The organism is Nitrosospira sp. NpAV, from assembly GCF_000832065.1.
Lineage (GTDB): Bacteria > Pseudomonadota > Gammaproteobacteria > Burkholderiales > Nitrosomonadaceae > Nitrosospira.
Map to the genome: position 1 here is coordinate 77,879 of NZ_JXQM01000003.1, position 17,928 is coordinate 95,806.

Annotated in this window: 18 protein-coding genes; 11 read left to right on the top strand and 7 right to left on the bottom strand. The window is 52.0% G+C overall.

Features of this window, described 5'->3' with window-relative positions; all coding sequences use genetic code 11:
* Nucleotides 1-124 precede the first annotated feature (124 nt).
* Nucleotides 125-454, top strand: coding sequence for a hypothetical protein (locus tag SQ11_RS02730; protein WP_041512614.1), 330 nt, complete (start codon nucleotides 125-127; stop codon nucleotides 452-454).
* A gap of 337 nt (nucleotides 455-791) precedes the next feature.
* Nucleotides 792-1,070, top strand: a complete 279-nt coding sequence (locus SQ11_RS02735) for a hypothetical protein (RefSeq protein WP_041512615.1) — start codon at nucleotides 792-794, stop codon at nucleotides 1,068-1,070.
* Between the two features lie 322 nt (nucleotides 1,071-1,392).
* Here SQ11_RS02735 and SQ11_RS02740 read toward each other — a convergent pair whose 3' ends face one another.
* Nucleotides 1,393-1,794, bottom strand: a complete 402-nt coding sequence (locus tag SQ11_RS02740; RefSeq protein WP_041512616.1) for a hypothetical protein — start codon at nucleotides 1,792-1,794, stop codon at nucleotides 1,393-1,395.
* Between the two features lie 272 nt (nucleotides 1,795-2,066).
* Between SQ11_RS02740 and SQ11_RS18085 the strand changes: the two genes are divergently transcribed.
* The gene (locus SQ11_RS18085) at nucleotides 2,067-2,201 is read left to right on the top strand and encodes a hypothetical protein (RefSeq protein ID WP_156972391.1); all 135 of its coding nucleotides are present in this window, start codon (nucleotides 2,067-2,069) and stop codon (nucleotides 2,199-2,201) included.
* A 234-nt stretch (nucleotides 2,202-2,435) separates the two neighbouring features.
* Here SQ11_RS18085 and SQ11_RS02745 read toward each other — a convergent pair whose 3' ends face one another.
* Nucleotides 2,436-3,050 (bottom strand): undecaprenyl diphosphate synthase family protein, encoded by a 615-nt coding sequence (locus SQ11_RS02745; protein ID WP_041512617.1) that lies wholly within the window; start codon nucleotides 3,048-3,050, stop codon nucleotides 2,436-2,438.
* Nucleotides 3,037-5,490, bottom strand: coding sequence for a phosphoenolpyruvate synthase (gene ppsA, locus SQ11_RS02750; RefSeq protein WP_052493944.1), 2,454 nt, complete (start codon nucleotides 5,488-5,490; stop codon nucleotides 3,037-3,039). Before ppsA ends, SQ11_RS02745 begins: the two co-directional genes overlap by 14 nt.
* Before the next feature lie 108 nt (nucleotides 5,491-5,598).
* Between ppsA and SQ11_RS02755 the strand changes: the two genes are divergently transcribed.
* Nucleotides 5,599-6,438: a pyruvate, water dikinase regulatory protein gene (locus SQ11_RS02755; RefSeq protein WP_041512618.1), complete on the top strand. Its 840-nt coding sequence runs from the start codon at nucleotides 5,599-5,601 to the stop codon at nucleotides 6,436-6,438.
* Nucleotides 6,439-6,611: 173 nt separating this feature from the next.
* Here the strand turns inward: SQ11_RS02755 and SQ11_RS02760 are convergent, their stop codons facing one another.
* From SQ11_RS02760 to SQ11_RS02775, 4 genes are all read right to left on the bottom strand, one after another.
* Entirely contained in the window at nucleotides 6,612-7,172 is a 561-nt protein-coding gene (locus SQ11_RS02760; RefSeq protein WP_232297867.1) for a hypothetical protein, read from the bottom strand.
* A gap of 250 nt (nucleotides 7,173-7,422) precedes the next feature.
* The gene (locus tag SQ11_RS02765) at nucleotides 7,423-8,319 is read right to left on the bottom strand and encodes a universal stress protein (RefSeq protein WP_041512620.1); all 897 of its coding nucleotides are present in this window, start codon (nucleotides 8,317-8,319) and stop codon (nucleotides 7,423-7,425) included.
* A gap of 60 nt (nucleotides 8,320-8,379) precedes the next feature.
* Complete coding sequence (locus tag SQ11_RS02770) at nucleotides 8,380-9,282, bottom strand: GGDEF domain-containing protein (RefSeq protein WP_052493945.1); 903 nt, start codon at nucleotides 9,280-9,282, stop codon at nucleotides 8,380-8,382.
* A gap of 50 nt (nucleotides 9,283-9,332) precedes the next feature.
* The gene (locus SQ11_RS02775) at nucleotides 9,333-10,346 is read right to left on the bottom strand and encodes a 2-hydroxyacid dehydrogenase (protein WP_041512621.1); all 1,014 of its coding nucleotides are present in this window, start codon (nucleotides 10,344-10,346) and stop codon (nucleotides 9,333-9,335) included.
* A gap of 331 nt (nucleotides 10,347-10,677) precedes the next feature.
* Between SQ11_RS02775 and SQ11_RS02785 the strand changes: the two genes are divergently transcribed.
* The 7 genes from SQ11_RS02785 (at nucleotide 10,678) to SQ11_RS02815 (ending at nucleotide 17,873) form a co-directional block, all read left to right on the top strand.
* Nucleotides 10,678-11,538, top strand: a complete 861-nt coding sequence (locus tag SQ11_RS02785) for a Tim44 domain-containing protein (RefSeq protein WP_041512623.1) — start codon at nucleotides 10,678-10,680, stop codon at nucleotides 11,536-11,538.
* Between the two features lie 12 nt (nucleotides 11,539-11,550).
* Nucleotides 11,551-12,153, top strand: a complete 603-nt coding sequence (locus SQ11_RS02790) for an SCP2 domain-containing protein (protein WP_041512624.1) — start codon at nucleotides 11,551-11,553, stop codon at nucleotides 12,151-12,153.
* A gap of 97 nt (nucleotides 12,154-12,250) precedes the next feature.
* On the top strand, nucleotides 12,251-13,765 hold the full coding sequence (ubiB, locus tag SQ11_RS02795; protein ID WP_041512625.1) for a ubiquinone biosynthesis regulatory protein kinase UbiB: 1,515 nt from the start codon (nucleotides 12,251-12,253) through the stop codon (nucleotides 13,763-13,765).
* Between the two features lie 195 nt (nucleotides 13,766-13,960).
* Nucleotides 13,961-15,046, top strand: a complete 1,086-nt coding sequence (locus tag SQ11_RS02800; RefSeq protein WP_041512626.1) for an ABC transporter ATP-binding protein — start codon at nucleotides 13,961-13,963, stop codon at nucleotides 15,044-15,046.
* Nucleotides 15,039-15,950 carry an ABC transporter permease gene (locus SQ11_RS02805; protein WP_041512627.1) on the top strand — a complete coding sequence of 304 codons (912 nt, stop codon included), beginning with the start codon at nucleotides 15,039-15,041 and terminating at the stop codon, nucleotides 15,948-15,950. Before SQ11_RS02800 ends, SQ11_RS02805 begins: the two co-directional genes overlap by 8 nt.
* 1 nt (nucleotide 15,951) lies before the next feature.
* Nucleotides 15,952-16,758, top strand: a complete 807-nt coding sequence (locus SQ11_RS02810; RefSeq protein ID WP_041512628.1) for an ABC transporter permease — start codon at nucleotides 15,952-15,954, stop codon at nucleotides 16,756-16,758.
* Nucleotides 16,755-17,873, top strand: a complete 1,119-nt coding sequence (locus SQ11_RS02815) for a PotD/PotF family extracellular solute-binding protein (protein ID WP_041512629.1) — start codon at nucleotides 16,755-16,757, stop codon at nucleotides 17,871-17,873. Before SQ11_RS02810 ends, SQ11_RS02815 begins: the two co-directional genes overlap by 4 nt.
* Nucleotides 17,874-17,928 lie beyond the last annotated feature (55 nt).

Here is a 17,928-nt window from a genome sequence, read left to right on the forward strand (position 1 = left end):
CAAGGCTCTGGTGAAAGAGAGCTACCCGACCGGCGCCACCATGGCCGACGTCATTGAACAGATCAATTCCTTCCCAGGCTTTGGAATGGCATCATGCTCGAAGCCTCTTTAGGAGATATTGACCATGAAACACGCGAAGGCTGGATCAAGTAAGGAAGTTATTGAACTAAACCAACGGGTCTCGAACCCCTCGCTTGAAGAACTTCAACGGTCTCATTACATCGTTGAGGCGCTTATGGCAACCCTGCCTCCTCACACAAAAAAAGAGCTTATTGATCTGCTGCAAACCCTTGCCGAGGGGGATGAATCTCAAATAACCATTGATTCCGCTCATCAAAGGGCTCTGCAAATCGTATCCGCTATTTGCAAGCCCAATTCCTCTCATAAAGTTGAGAGTGAAACATACGAGCGAGGGATGGGTGAACGACGCCAGCGTGACAGGCGGCAGAAATAAGATGCTGCATACATGAGCGGCAAGAAATTCAATCGATATGTGCGGCCTTGGAGCTACCGATCAATTACTCCAATTTGCTTCCTCCCCCCTAAGCGATTCTCAATATCGTAATCTGTTCCTCGCCTACTAGGCGTACTTCAGTCCAATAGCAAAACCTGGTAATGCAGTTAACATACGAGGGAATGATTCTCCCGCTGATTGGCTATTTTCCGCCTCCCTGAACATAAGTAAAGCGACGAATTTGCTTTCATTTATGCTTCGCTGATGCAGGATAAGTGGGGGAGTTATAGGTGTATACCCCAATTAAGGTCTGATAACTTCAAAACAGGCAAATATTATGGCGGAAATGTCAACGTTCGACCAGACATATGAACTGGCGGATATACTGATGGAAAAGGCGACAAAAGAACAACTTGCCGAATGTGCGCGGTTACTCGCCTTGAATCTTGCGCACCACCAGATAAAGCATGGGGAAGTGCCGGTAGGTCAAACGCTCATGTTATTGCGAACGTTCGAACCCAACGAAGAGCATTTGAATTTACTCATTGATGGGATGGTAAACCTGATAGGCGTACTACTGAACGTTTGCGACGGTTCGGGAGAGACAAGGCATTAAGTTGGATTTCCGGAATGAGGAAGTCCGAAGTAAAGCAACTGATTGAATCAGCCACCACCCGCGGACGGCATCATCTCCCGCCGCGATGAGACTGCCAGGAGCCGGCTTTATCGTGTGGGGTCTTAGCAATTACTACGGGATGAAATAGCGATCCGGGGTATCCCCAAAAAGGGGACATAAACACCTGGACCGATCTTGTCTTTCAGCGCGCCGATTCATGGCAGCAGCCCATCAACGATCCGTATCTGGATTTTTTATTTCTTTGGACCGGCAAACAGGATAAAACCCAGGACAATATCAACAGTAACCGGTCCCGGTGTCATTACATCACTATTACAAAACCAATAATGAGACCAAAAATGACCCTCGCCAGCATATTATCTTTTAACCAGTTGTCGACGTTCTTCATGAAAACAGAACGATTCTTCTCCATGATTGCCGGGTTGAAGACTTTATCCGGCCACCCACTTTCAGGCTGTGGGTTTTCATCGGGTTTTCCGAACTTCCTCATCAGAAAACGGGATAACCGCTCGGCAACCCAACCAGATCCATATAACGACGCTGCAATAATAAGACAGTAAGGCAAGGCAACAAAGAATTTTATGGACTTATCGTGATATTTCTCCATTAAAGGAAAACCATATTCATTTAATGAAATACCGATCACCCATAGGATGGGGAGAAAAAGGCAAACCATCGAAACATGAAAAAGCAATTGCTTCATAGTATCTCTCCTTTAAACCAACATGAGATAAGCACCTGGTAGTTGCCTAAAGAACAGCCTAGTAGGGCAGCCAAACTCGTACATCTCTTTCCCCTATTTATGAAATGCATAGAACCCCTTCTGCTATGCACTCATGGTGAACAGACTGCCACACCGGATGTTAAGAAGATGTCACATAGATGTGATTAATTTGTGAAAATTTTGAATTTAGCGCGGCAGGATATGCCGGCAAAAAATGCAGTCGTCAAGCAGCGGACTTGTAGCGGCAAAGAATGCGCGAATTGATTCCACGGCATATGTTCGATATCGCCATACAAGCCGCCATCGGCGCACCCCATCATTGTTCGTTGAATCGCCGCGGCAATAAAAGCCGGGAATGGAAAGGTACCGTGACCGGATCTGCATAGTATGATCCGGCGCTCGCGCTGGAACGCGAATTGTCTGATTAGTGGACCAAGGAAATGAGCACTCTACTCACTGACCCGTGAACAACAATAGAAGAGTCATACCGGCACAGGCCGATATCCAGTGATGTTAGAAGCAAGCCATTGTTGATTCGGGCTGGATTCCGGGTCAAACCCTCATCTGTCTTGCCGCATCAACAATACAGTAGCGCAGGCTTCATTCGGAAATCAGCCAAATCAGCCGCCAAATGTCCGATCCTGCCTCTTGAACCAGGATAGCGCATGTTCGAAATGCTGGGGATCAAAATCCGGCCAATATTCATCTCTGACATAAAAATCCGCATAAACCGACTGCACCGGAAGAAAACCGCTCAAGCGGCGCCCTCCTCCCCATCTCACAATGAGATCCAGCCGTGAAACGTCGTTTGAATGTAGGTTGCCATTTTTAAGCCCCCCCAGGTCCCATTCCCAGCCATAGTTAATGAGCAGATTCACCTTCATGCCCGTCCCCTGGCGCTGCCTAAATACTTCCAACGCCTTGGGAAATTGCGCCGAGGTCTCATCGCCAACAACCAGCAGTGCCGCTCCCCGGCGCGCGATTTCAAAAGCAAATGCCACGGATGCGTCAGTAAATGCAAGCTTCTGAGCATTGGGCCGTTTGGTGTTATCCTGAGTAAAACAATAAATGGAGGCCTCGATGACCCCACGCTCTTTACATATTTCATACAACGACAATCCTGGATCAATGCCATAAGCATACCCGCGCTCCTTGGGCAAGCCTTGATCCTGAGCCCAGCGTCGATTTCCGTCCGGAATAAAACCAATATGACGCGGAAAGCTATTTCTTGCCATGGTGACCCTTGATAGACGTAATCTGGAGTGACATGGCTTCGCTCTGACGCGACGCCAGATTCTTTGCTTCTTCAGCCAAATACAACCAGGTTTCCACTACGGTATCGGGATTGAGCGACAGGCTCTCGATACCTTCTTTCATAAGCCATTGCGCCAGGTCAGGATGATCAGAGGGGCCCTGGCCACAAATCCCGACGTATTTGCCCGCTTTAAGACATGCCTGAATCGCAAGACGCAGCAAGGTTTTCACCGCGGGGTCGCGTTCATCGAAGGATTCGGCAATCAGACTGGAATCGCGATCCAGCCCAAGAGTGAGTTGGGTAAGGTCGTTGGACCCAATGGAAAAACCATCGAAATACTCCAGGAATTGATTTGCCAGCAGCGCATTGGACGGGATTTCACACATCATGATCAACCGCAATCCGTTCTCGCCCCGTTTCAGGCCATTCGCCGCCAGCGACTCTACCACGCGCCTGGCTTCGGTCACCGTTCGCACAAAGGGGATCATGATTTCCACATTGGTGAGCCCCATTTTGTCGCGCACTTCTTTCAATGCCCGGCATTCCAGCTCGAAACAATCACGGAAATTTTCCGCGATGTAGCGCGAAGCACCCCGAAAGCCCAGCATCGGGTTCTCTTCCTTGGGCTCATATCGCTGTCCGCCAATGAGGCTGGAGTATTCGTTGGACTTGAAATCCGACATGCGCACAATCACCGGCTTAGGGAAAAATGCGGCACCCAGCGTCGCAATACCTTCGGTTAACTTCTCTACATAGAAGCTGACCGGATCACGATAACCCACGCATTGGTTTTCCACTTCCTTTTTCAAGTCCGGCGGGATATCAGGGTAATCCAGAACCGCCTTGGGATGTACCCCAATCATGCGGGCAATGATGAATTCCAGCCGCGCCAGTCCCACGCCATGGTTGGGTATACGCTGGAAATCGAACGCCAGCTCCGGATTACCAACATTCATGGTGATCTTGACCGGTGGCGTTGGCATCTGATCCAGCGCAAGATCAATCACTTCGGTTTCCAGAATGCCACGGTATATATTACCGGTATCGCCTTCCGTGCAGGATACCGTGACCATTTGATTTTCAGATAAGGCACTGGTGGCATCACCACAGCCCACCACCGCCGGAATACCCAGTTCACGCGCAACGATGGCGGCATGACAGGTACGGCCACCGCGATTGGTGACGATGGCGGCAGCGCGTTTCATTACCGGCTCCCAATCGGGATCGGTCATGTCGGTCACCAATACGTCACCGGCCCGCACCCGTGACATTTCTGCGGCATTCAAAATCAGGCGCACAGGTCCGCTGCCTATTTTCTGACCGATGGCGCGCCCCGATATCAACACCTCCGATTTGGCTTTCAAACGATAGCGCCGCAACATCTCCCCGCCGGCTCGGGCTTGCACCGTCTCGGGGCGTGCCTGCAGGATATAGAGCTTACCGTCTATGCCGTCCTTGCCCCATTCGATATCCATCGGCCTTCGATAATGCCGCTCAATGACAAGTGCATGACGGGCCAATTCCTCCACATCTGTATCGGTAATGGAAAACCGCCTGCGCTCGGCTTCGTCCACATCCAGCGTTTCCACCGGGCTGCCGGCCTCGCGACTGGCGGAAAATTGCATCTTGATAAGCTTGGAACCGAGATTTCGCCGGAGGATCGCGGGTTTTCCCTGCTCCAGTGCAGGCTTGTAAACATAGAATTCGTCGGGATTAACCGCACCCTGCACGATGGTTTCTCCCAGACCATAGGACGCTGTGATGAGGACCACCTGGTCAAATCCCGATTCGGTATCCAATGTAAATATTACGCCGGAAGTGCCGATGTCGCTACGTACCATGCGTTGCACTCCCGCGGATAGCGCTACTTCGGAATGAGTGAAACCCTTGTGGACACGATAGGAAATGGCACGATCATTGTAGAGCGAAGCAAATACATTCTTGATCGCTATCAGTAATTTATCCAACCCTTGAATATTAAGAAAAGTCTCCTGCTGCCCCGCGAAGGAAGCGTCAGGCAAATCTTCGGCGGTTGCGGAAGAACGCACCGCCACGGAGACATCGCGGGTCCCTGTGTCCTGCAACATTTTCTCATAAGCGATGGATATCTCCTTCTCCAGCCGTGCCGGCAATGGCGTTTCCACTATCCAGGCACGAATTTGCGCACCGGTTGCTGCTAGCGCCCCCACATCTCCGGCGTCCAAAGTTGCAAGGGCATTCTCGATACGCTGTGCGAGACCCCCATGGGCAAGAAAATCGCGATAAGCATGAGCGGTCGTTGCAAAACCCGCGGGAACCCGCACACCCGCGCGAGACAATTGGTTGATCATTTCTCCCAGCGAGGCATTCTTGCCGCCCACGCTACTGACATCGACCATGCGCAGCTCGTCGAACCAGGCTACGTATCGTGAATCGTTCATTTTCACTCCCGTTGACGCATGCTGCAGGATCGTATCTAAGCTGGATTGTGTTACAGGCTAAAACGCGATATTTTGATCGCAGTCAACATTATTGGCGCATTACTACAAATGTCAACCACAGCGGGGGCACCCCGGCGCAGCGCGTTCTTCCTTTCCGACCGGACGGGTATTACTATCGAAATGCTGGGGCATAGCCTGTTAAGGCAATTTGAAAACCTGTCTTTTGCCGAAGTCACCCTGCCGTATCTCGATACCGCCGAGAAAGCCACAGCCGCCGTGATAAAGATCAACGACTGTGCCATCGTGGACGGGGTGCGTCCCTTGATATTCAGCACGTTTGTGAATCCCGAGATTCGGTCTATCCTAGATTCTGCCAATGCCTTCCATCTGGATTGCTTTAATATTTTCATTAGTTCGCTGGAAGCCGAGCTGGGCACACATTCATCGCGTACCGTGGGGCGCTCCCATCGAGTGGACACCGGGACGGATTACGGCCAACGTATCGAGGCGGTCAGATATACCCTGGAGCACGACGACGGCATCTCCCATCGAAATTGGCAACAAGCCGGCATCATTCTGATAGGTGTCTCCCGCAGCGGCAAGACGCCTACCTGCCTGTATCTCGCGCTGCAATACGGTATCCGTGCCGCCAATTACCCTCTTACACCCGATGATTTTCGCTACCGGCGGCTACCAGCGGAGCTCGATAACCTACGCGACAAGCTGTTTGGCTTTACCACCGATCCGGTACGGTTGCACCAGATACGTAACGAACGCAAACCGGGCAGCGGCTATGCGTCTCTCAAGAATTGCGAATATGAAGTGCGGGAGGCTGAAGCGTTGATGCGCCAGGAGGGAATCCCTTACCTCGATGCCACCAACAAATCCATTGAGGAGCTGGCAACGGCTGTCCTGCATCAGGCAAAACTGGGGCGCAGAATTTACTAATGCGATATTTCGATGGTACGGGGGCGGGTTGTAACGGGAAAGAGGGACGAAAAGTCTTTGTCAATCAGCCTAAATCAGAGGGTGGGACGGGGTGGCACGTGCGGTTTTTGAGAGGCGGGAAATTAGGACCACGGGCTTTACTGAAAATGAGCGATCTAACTGCCCACCCCGGGCTAGAGCCAACTCGCTCCATTATCGTAGCGATGTTTTGCCAGCAGCAATTTCACATCAGCATCTTCCAAAACCTGATTTGAGGAATCCTTCGAAGGTTTATCATCGGGATACAAATCAGAAAATGCGATGATCGACATCGCCGCCAGCTCCCATTCTCGCCTCGCAAATTCACACTCGGTATCCTCCCTGAGTTCCTGATTGGCATATACCGATCTGGGTCTGTCCACTCTCAGGCTCATGTGATAAAGAGCATACCCGGCTGTAAACATCACCGTACCGGCCACAAATAATTCCTCGAAGAAATAGACCGTTCCCAGGAAAAACGATGTCAGATACAGAATTACGCTGTTGCGCTGTTTTTTCCAGGAAGTGACTGGATAGGCGAAGGCCATCCAGTATTTAATAATATAGCTGGCCAGATCTTCCGCATTATTCCATTTTCCATCCAGCGTTCTTCTTATTGCGGTTCGGGGAATATCCGGCCTCCCGATCAATGCATGCGGTGCGACTACAATTGCATATAGTATTGGCAGGACAGCACCCCAATAAATCGCGTTCATATGGTTCAGTGAAAACGAAGCAAAAATTGCAACAATATTGATGATGAAGATCATGATTTATGGGCGCTATTTAAACCATGGTAACAATACAAGGTACGCCAATCCATTCGCAAATCCCCCTCACCTTCGTTTCCCGATCCGGTCAAATATCTGGATCAGAATACTCTGAGAGGATCCTGCAACAGGTTGCCGGCAAATCCGAAGACCTATCCAGAAGTTCCATACGAAATGGCCATTTATTTACGGGCATTTACGGGTTGACTATCAAGACGTCGCAGGGTGTCTCGTAGAGAACATGCTTGGTGACAGACCCGAACAGCGCTTCGTCCAGTTCCGTTTCTCCACGCTTACCGATGACAATCAGATCGGCATCGAGAGATCGCGCTTTGTCCCGAATCATGTCAGGCGGGAAACCATGCTCGACAACGGAAATCACGCGGGTATCACCCGGGGCGCAATAGGCGATAATATTCTCCATGTTGTGATGGACACGGCTAAGCGCCCTGGAGCGGTAGAGTTCAATTGCTTCCTTGTTTTCGTCACCGTGCAGCATCTCACCAAATGGCTCAACGGCATGCAGCACGTGAATGGAAGCCTCTATCGGCGCTATTCCGGCGGGGATGACTTTCAACGCCATCTGTAGCGCGAATCGTGAAGGGGGTGAGAAATCCACCGGCACTAATATGCGACGATATCGGTCCGTGGCTTCCTGTTTTACGATCAGCAATGGATGATGACCTTTTCTGAGGGTTTTTGATGCAGTAGTACCCAAAAAGAATTCCTGAAGAAAGCTTTCGCCCTGATCGCCTATCACGATCAGATCGGCATGATGGGATTCAGCATAGTGATTGATCTCAATATGGGCCCTCCCGATTGCAACGTGATGCCTGACGTCCAGCCCCTCACCGGCCAGCGTTTCAGCCCTCTTTTGCAGTATCGCCTTGGCTTGATTGTAGAGCCTCTGTTCCATTTCCAGCGGAGTATCCGTCATCAAACGCTTGAAGGCTTCAATTGGAAACGACGGAAGAACATGCAATAAATACAATATCGCCTCGTGTCCGGCTGCCAGCTTCGCCGCACGCTGCACCGCCTGATCGGCCCGGGGAGAAAAATCCGTGGCGACGAGAATGCGTTGAATTTTTTCCACTATATAGGTTCCTCGCAATAGGGCCTGGCGCACTCTTGTGGCGCCAGCAGCCAGCCGGACTTAGAGAATCGGGGTGAAAAAGATACAACCGGCTTTTTTGCCTTTCGCCCGATACATGGCGGCATCAGCATTCGCCACCAGTTCCTGGGCGGTACTTCCATCATCAGGGTACACCGCAATACCAATACTGGGCTCAATGATCAGTCTCAAATCATCGATAAGCAAAACTTGCGAAATTCGATCGAACACGTTACGCGCGATTCGTTGAATATTCCCGGTGCTCTGGGGGTTTACCAATAAATAAAGAAATTCGTCCCCGCCATAACGACAGACGGTGTCCTCACCGCGAACCCGTTCGTACAATCGCTGCGCCACAACCTGTAAGACTCTGTCACCTATGGCATGGCCATGCGTATCGTTAATTTTCTTAAAACCATCCAGATCAATGAACATCACCGCCAATATCCAGTTGCACCGCTTGGCAAGGGCAATCGCCTGGTCGAGGCGATCGTCGAATAGCTCACGATTGGGAATTCCTGTGACAAAATCGCGCAATGTACGTTGTTTTGCCTCCCCCACCACCTCCTGCGCAATCGCCAGCACATCTTGCGGATCGGATAAAACATTTTGGGCAGTGGACAGCTCTTGCAGCGTTTCGATCAACTCCCGATTGAGCTTATTGCGGTCATCGATTTCCTGCGCCAGAACATCATTGACTTCATTAAGCTCGCCAGCGCACTCGTGCACTTTATCTTCCACACTTTCGCTTTGTGCAAGCGCTTTCTCCGCCTGACACAATGTAATACCGGCCGCCATCTCCTTCTTTATGGTTTCGTTAACGGTAGATAGCTCATCGGCACACTTCTCCACCTTATCCTTCACCTCCTGGCTTTTTTCAAGTGCCTTTTCCAGCAACGGAGGATTATTAATCAATGTTGGCGATGGGTCATGATCTGAGGTCATTTATTGAATTACCAATAGAAGTATGATCTGTGCGTAACGCGTCAAAGGCGCTAGCGACTCGCCGGACTTAAAGTAGTCCCTTCCAGAAAGGGCTCGCCTGTTTCCAGCGTCAAAAGATTGCTTGTTGTCACATGAGCGATCTCGGTAAGCGCCTCATGTGTCAGGAATCCTTGATGCGAAGTAACAAGTACCTTGGGGGAAGTCAGCAAGCGCGAGAGCTCATCATCGTGCAATATCCCGCCGGAAAGGTTTTCAAAGAAAATACCGGCCTCTTTCTCGTAAACATCCAGCGCAACGCCGCCGAGATGGTCATTCTTGAGTGCCGCGAGGAGAGCGCTGGTATCGATGAGTTTGCCGCGGCTGGTGTTAATAAGGTACGAACCGGCCTTCATCCGTGAAAGCGTCTGTTCGTTAAGCATGTATAACGTATCCGGTGTAAGCGGCACATGTAGCGTGAGAATATCGCTTGTGGTGAGCACGGTATCGAAATCGGCATAAGTCACGCCATGTTCTTTCGCCCAGTCAACCGATGGAAGCAAATCACAGGCTATCACCCTGGCTTCAAAGCCCCGGAAAATCTGCGCCACGATCCGTCCGATCCTGCCAGCACCAATAATGCCTACCGTTTTTCCGCAAATATCAAAACCGACGAAACCATTGAGCGAGAAATTATGCTCGCGGGTGCGATTGTAAGCATGGTGTATTTTACGATTGAGCGTCAACAGCAATCCGATGGTATGCTCAGCAATGGCATGAGGCGAGTAGGCGGGAACATAAGTCACAACAAGACCGAGTTTCCTGGCCACATCGATATCCACGTTATCAAAACCTGCGCATCGCAAGGCAATGAGCCGCACTCCCGCGCGGTGCAAGACTTCAAGACAAGGACGGGTCAAACGGTCATTAACGAAAATACAGACCGCTTGCGCGCCCGCCGCCGTGTCTGCCGTTTCCTCGACCAAACGAAATTCATGAAATCGAGGACGCAGCCGTCCAGCCCCCGGTGCCCGCTCGAAATATTGACGGTCATAAGGCTTGGCATCGTAAAAAGCAACGGTAGTCATAGCATGACTTCAAATAAAAACATCCAAATTTGACTGGAGGCTCGGGGGAAGTCTTTGGATATATCAAGGCTGATTATGCAATATATACGAAAGCAAGGAAACTCTTCAAATTGCTTGCGCCGGCGGCGATTGATGAATATCTCTTTTGAACAATAAGTCTGACCGGCGAATAAGACGCTACCATTTCCATTAGCTTGATACATCGGGCAGGGGTAGGCATGCTACAAATTCCTCGCGCGCCAAATATCGATTATTTTCATAATACAGTCTCCCATTCGAATGAATCGATAGTGCTATACTCTCCGCTTCAGCCCTATTTCAGGAGACCTTCATGAAGAAAATATTGACTCTGCTCACTTTGGCCATTCTTAGCTTCGGATTGGCCGCCTTTGATGCTGAGGCAAAACGCTTTGGCGGGGGTAAAAGTATTGGCAAGCAACGTGAAGCGGTGAGTCCGCAAGCTGCGCCCAAACCGGGGCAGGCTCCGTCCGCTGCGCCTGCAGCCGCGGGAGGCAATAAATGGATGGGCCCGCTAGCGGGTTTAGCCGCAGGCGGATTGCTGGCGGCGCTTTTCATGGGCGGCGCATTCGAAGGTATCAACATGATGGATGTACTGATGCTGGCTGCGCTGATGGCTGCGGTGTTCTTTGTCGTACGGATGTTGCGCAGGCCGCGGCAGGAACAGTCTACGCGCCCGATGCAGTTTTCGGGGATGGGAGGGAACACCGGCAATACCAGCGTTCCCCCGGCTAGCCCAGCACCAGCGGCAACCACAGCAAGTTCAGCCGCACCTGTCCAAACCGGCACCCCCAATATTCCCGCTGATTTTGAGGTGGCGCCGTTTCTACGCAATGCCAAAACCTCATTCATTCGCCTGCAAGCGGCCAATGATGCGCGTGACGTAAGTGATATCCGGGAATATACCACTCCCGAAATGTTCGCCGAAATAAGCATGCAGATCAACGAGCGCGGCAATGAGCCTCAAAGAACCGAGGTGATGGCCATTAACGCGGAATTACTCGAGGTCGTTACCGAGAAAGACCTGGCTATCGCCAGTGTCCGCTTCAATGGGCAGCTTCGTGAAGCCCCCGGCGGATCACCGGAAGCGTTTGATGAAATATGGCACGTACAGAAAAATCTTAAGGACCCTGAATCCGTCTGGCTGTTGGCGGGAATTCAACAGGTTTCCTAGATTTTAGTGCTTATGTTGGCATCGGCCGCGATAGCCCCGCTCAACCACCTGCTGCGGGGGGAAAGCTGGGCGCGCAAACGGTTGCAACCCTGTGCCGGCAAGACTGCGCGTTTTCGTCTTCCGCCTTTTTTTAACCTCGCCCTGACCGTGCAGGCCAGCGGCGAGGTATCCACCGCATCAAGCGGCGCCCTGGACGACGCTGTCTTCACCCTTGCTCCCCGATTGTTGCCGCGCCTGCTTGCACACGAGGAGGATGCTTATCGTGAAATCAGGATTTCCGGCGACAGCGCGTTCGCCGAAGAGATTCTCCATATCGGAAAGAATCTGCATTGGGACGTGGAACAGGATTTAAGCGGGGTAGTGGGCGATATCGTGGCACATCGCGTGGTACAGGCCGGCGACCGTCTGATGCATTGGCACACCGAAACCATTCGTAACCTGTCTCAGACGCTCGTGGAATACCTGACGGAAGAGCAGCCACTATTGGCCAAGCCCATTGATATGCATGAATTTATTCGGGAAATAAATGCATTGCAGGACGAGGCGGCACAATTGGAAGAACGGGTAAAAGCATTGACGGCCGACAGGCCTCTAGGTAACAGAACACCTCTATAAACTGAGAAGATTATTAAGGAACCACTTCGTGAAGCGCATTGCTGGAAACCCAGGTCGCTTGCTCAGAGGTTCTAACTACGGATGAACTGGCGTTTAAATGCGTTTCTTTCGTCTTCTCAAAATACTCGCGGTAGCATTTCGTTTCGGCCTTGATGAATTTTTTCTCGGCCATGCACGGCTGCGTTTCCTGCGACCTGTTGTCAAGGTAACCACATTCTGGCGACGGCTGGATAAGGCTCGTGGCGAACGCCTTCGCCTAGCGCTGGAAGCGCTGGGACCCATTTTTGTCAAGTTCGGCCAAATGCTCTCCACCCGCCGCGACCTTCTGCCGCAGGATATTGCCGATGAACTGGCCAAGCTGCAAGATCAGGTTCCACCGTTTTCTTCCAGTCTCGCCCTTACAACACTGGGACAGATCTATGGGAAGCCTGTCAATGAAGTCTTCCTGCTATTCGATGCCGAGCCGGTAGCCAGCGCATCGATCGCCCAAGTCCATCTGGCGGTGCTGCAAGACGGCACAGAAGTCGCGGTGAAGGTGCTGCGCCCCGGCATCGCCCCCATAATCGCCCATGATGTGGCATTAATGGAAACCGGCGCCTGGCTGGTTGAAGCGCTATGGCCAGACGGCAAGCGATTGAAACCACGCGAAGTGGTAAGCGAATTTTCCCGGCATCTGGAAGATGAGCTTGATCTCATGCGCGAAGCCTCCAACTGTAGTCAGTTGCGGCGCAATTTCCTTGATTCCCCCCTGCTTTTGGTCCCGGAAGTCTATTGGGACTACTGCTATTCCGGCGTCATGGTGATGCAGCGCGTAAAAGGCACGCCCATCAGCCATGTAACGACGCTGCGCGAGCAGGGGGTGGATATCCCGAGGCTCGCCCGGGTGGGCGTGGAGATTTTTTTTACTCAGGTATTCCGTGACGGTTATTTCCATGCCGATATGCATCCCGGCAATATTTTCGTTGGCAGCGACGGCCGTTACATCGCGGTGGATTTCGGCATCATGGGTACACTCACCGACGAGGACAAGAATTATCTGGCGCAAAATTTCCTGGCATTCTTTCGCCGTGACTATAAGCGCGTGGCGGAAGCGCATGTTGAGGCAGGGTGGGCGCCGAAAGATACGCGGGTTGATGATTTCGAAACCGCGATCCGTGCCGTGTGCGAGCCGATTTTTGATAAGCCGCTGAAGGAAATTTCCTTTAGCCGCGTGCTTCTGCGACTGTTTCAGACTTCGCGCCAATTCAATGTTGAAATCCAGCCGCAACTGGTAATGCTACAAAAAACCTTGTTGAATATTGAAGGACTGGGGCGCGACCTGGACCCCGATCTTGATCTATGGACAACTGCGAAGCCGTACTTGGAAAACTGGATGGCCGAGCAACTCGGGTGGCGTGGATTCACCCGCCGTTTGGGCAAAGAGGCATCAAGCTGGGCAGTCATGCTGCCGCAGTTCCCTCGTTTGCTTCATCATGCCTTGAGCGAAATCCGCACAAAGGAGCTGGAACAGAAAATGAGCGAATTTGTGGTGGAAAAAAAACGCCAGAATCGCCTGCTTTCCATTATTGTGATATTGCTGGCGGTGGCAATACTGTGGCAGATGTGGCAATAAGATTGTAACTTTCCGACCACCGGTTCTCCCCCTCTCGGAAGAGACGGAAGCATTGTCCCGCCGCAGCGCAGTTCCACTTCCCATTTAAGTTCCACAGGGGCACACTCTTATCAGTGCCGCGCAAGTGCGGCGGCTCCCAAACGCAGTAATTTGAAAGAATTTTGGTAAAATCCCCGATTTTTCATTGGCACGACCATGTCGCTCCTGGAAATCCGTAACGTAACCCGGCGCTTCGGTGACTATACCGCAGTCGATAACGTCAGCATTAGCGTTGAAACAGGCGAATTCTTCACGCTGTTGGGACCATCGGGCTGCGGCAAAACCACGCTCTTGCGGATGATCGCCGGATTCGATCTTCCCGATTCCGGTCAAATTCTTCTGGACGGGAAGGATATGGTTGGCACACCGCCGGAAAAACGCCCTGTCCATACCGTGTTCCAAACCTATGCGTTGTTTCCGCATATGACGGTAGCCGACAATATCGCGTTTCCGCTCAAGATGGCGGGAAAAACCCCGCAAGACATAAAAAACAGAGTTGGAGAGGCCCTGGATAGCGTGCGTTTACCGGAATTCGGTAACCGTTTTCCGCATGAATTATCGGGTGGGCAGAAACAACGCGTGGCATTCGCCAGGGGGCTGGTCAATCGTCCTCGCCTGCTCTTGCTGGATGAACCGTTGGGGGCGCTGGATGCGAAGCTGCGCGAGGAAATGCAGATCGAACTCATCAACCTTCAGAAAGAAGTGGGAGTAACCTTCGTTTTCGTTACCCACGCCCAGAATGAGGCCTTGGCGCTATCACATCGCATCGCGGTGATGAATCATGGCAATGTTGAACAAATTGACGAACCCTCCAAAATCTACGGTTTTCCAAGAAACCGTTTCGTCGCGGATTTCATCGGCAAGATCAGCATGATGAATGCACAGGTTGTGGAAGCCACGCCGTCGCACCTGAAACTTAATGTGGGAGAATTGGGCGAAGTGATCACTGCTGGCAGGGAAGGGATAAAGGCGGGCGATGATGGCATGATGGCAATTCGTCCCGAACAGGTTCGAATTTCCCATCCTTCGGAAGAGCCCCGGTTGAAAAACCACTTCGTCGGCAAAGTACATGATTTTCTGTATATCGGAGATGTCACGACCTATATCGTGGAACTCTCCAATGGCGCATACATAGAGGCTTTGCTGCCCAACTCCTCGCCAGGACGCGCCACATTTTTCGAAGTTGGGGATGAAGTCGGCGTCTCATGGCGCCACGATGCGGGTATTTTCCTGAATGATTAAAGAAGCCCCAAGAGAGAACCGCGCCGCCAGATATCTGGTGAGCGGCCCGCCACTGTTGTTCCTGGTGGTTTTTTTTGTCGCGCCGACCCTGATCATGATTCTCACTTCATTCCGCTTTCCGGGCGAGTTTGGAGGTTTGGCGCCCATTGCCGCACCCGCGGAGAAAATTTCGGGTGAATATGGTTTCACGCCCGAGGCCTATCAATTCTTTTTCAGCGACGTCCTATATGCCAAGATTTTCCTCAAATCCTTCGGCGTCGCACTAGCCACTACGTTGATTTGTCTCATCATGGCCTATCCGTTGGCATTGCTGATCGCACGCAGCGAGAAACGGTTCCGCAATCTGATGGTTCTGCTGGTGGTACTACCGTTCGCCAGCAATTTCCTCATCCGCATTTATGCCTGGATGATCATTCTTGGACCGGAGTCCGCGTTCAGCCATTTCGTCAACGCTATCCTTGGCGCATTCGGCCTCGCGCCGGTGACGCTGTTATTCTCGCCGTTCGCGGTATTGGTGGGAATGGTTTATGTACATCTGCCGTTCATGATACTGCCTCTTTATACCAATCTGGAGAAGCACGATGCCTCCCTTTTGGATGCGGCTCAGGATCTGGGCGCAACGGCCTGGCAACGCTTCTGGCGTGTCACCTGGCCGCTATCGCTGCCGGGTGTATTTTCAGGTTCCGCGCTGGTATTCATTCCAGTGCTGGGCATGTTTGCGGTGCCCGATATACTTGGTGGCACAGGCGATATTCTCATCGGCAATCTGATCAAGGACCAGTTCCTCGGCACCCGTGATTGGCCTTTTGGCTCAGCGCTTTCAATCATGCTAACGCTGGCGGTGCTATCCGTCGCCGGGCTGGCGACATGGTTCGCGCGTTCCGCCACCGGACAACGAGCCTAGCATGCGCCGCGGCAATATCTGGCTATGGTCCATGGCGGTGCTGATCTACGCCTTTCTGTATATTCCGCTCGCGATCGTGGTGCTCTATTCGTTCAACGATTCCAGGCTGAATGCCGAGTGGGTAGGCTTCACATTGTCCTGGTATCAGGCGCTGTTCAACAACACGGAAATGCTCACTGCCGCGCGCAATTCGCTCATCATCGCGTTTAGCGCGAGTCTCGGCGCCACCGTGCTTGGCACCATGGCAGGGCTGGCGATACACCGATATAAGCTCAAGGTTCTGCCAATACTGGTTTTCACGCCGGTGGCAATGCCCGAAATCCTCCTGGGCGTGTCGCTGTTGCTATTCTTCCTGCAAGTCCTGAATCTAACGCTGGGCATGGTTTCCATCATCATCGCGCACACCACGTTCTGTATCGGCTTCGTTGCCATTATCGTACGGGCACGGCTTCAGGGCATGGATGAAAGCCTCTTTGAGGCGGCACGCGATCTCGGCGCATCGCGGTGGCAAACTTTCCGGCTTGTTACTCTGCCGCTTATCATGCCAGCGGTGGTGGCCGGCGCCTTGATGTCTTTTACCCTCTCCATTGATGACTTCGTCATCACCTTCTTTACCAAAGGCGTCGGCGAACCGATACTTCCCATCCAGATCTACACCATGATAAAGGTAGCGGTGACACCGGAAGTGAATGCCATCTCCACATTGTTGATGCTGCTTACGCTGGTCATGATCATCATTGCGGCCAGACTGGAATCGCGCGCCTCGTCGGGAAGAGTCAAAATGCCGCGAGAAATAGTAAAACAATGAATCCACGGCGTTTGCTCGCGTTACCGCTGGTATCGCTTTTGTTGATCGCATTGCTGATTCCATTCGTTACGGGCTGCGCAAGACAGGATCAAGATGGCGCCAGGGTGGCCGGAAACACGCTTCACCTATTCAATTGGAATAATTATATTGCACCGCAAACAATTGTGCGATTCGAGGAACTCTGCAATTGCAAGCTAGCGCAGGACTATTATTCCGACAACGAGGAAATGCTGGCGAAACTGGCTGCCGGCGCGACTGGACATGATCTCATTGTTCCCACCGGCAATGCGATGGACACTCTTATTCGGCAGGGGGCGCTCAAGCCGCTGGATAAATCGTTACTGCCCAATCTCAAGAATATCAACCCCGCATATCTTGATACCGAATTCGATAGGGGTAATAAATATTCCGTTCCGTATGCCTATACGCTTACCCTGCTTGGCTTCAATGCGGAAAGAATAAAGGAACTCGGCCTTCCCACCGACACCTGGGCAATTATTTTTGAACCGGAATACCTTGAAAAGATCAAGGGGCGCGTAACCGTACTTGATAGCCAGCGCGAATTGATGGCTGCGGCACTAAAGTATCTGGGCTATTCGGCTAACGATACTGACGAAGGGCACTGGAAGCAGGCTTCGGATTTGATCATACGCGCAAAGCCCTACTGGGCAGCTTTCAGCAACACCAGCTATATCAAAGAGTTGGCCATAGGCAACCTGTGGGTGGCGCATGGATATTCCAATGATATGTTTCAGGCGGCGCTCGATGCAACAAAAACCGGACGCCGATTCACGATCGGCTACTCGACCCCCAAGGAAGGAGCGGTTCTGGCACTCGACAGTTTGGTACTCCATCGAAGCGGGCATCGTCCCGACCTCGCTCATCAATTCATTAATTTCATGCTGGACGGAAAAAACTCCGCCGAGCTCACCAATCTCATAGGATCGGGCAATCCCAACACGGGCGCGATGCAATATATCCGGCCCGAAATTGCGAACAATAAGGCGATATTTCCAGACGCTGAATTGCACAACCGGTTGGAGATGCTGCACGACCTCGACCGCAAGAAACGCCGCCTGCTAAGCCGGTTATGGACCGAAATTAAGCTGCGATAGCCCGCCGCTGCCGGCAGCGGCACTCTCTGGAAATACTCATCCGTTCCGGTATAAT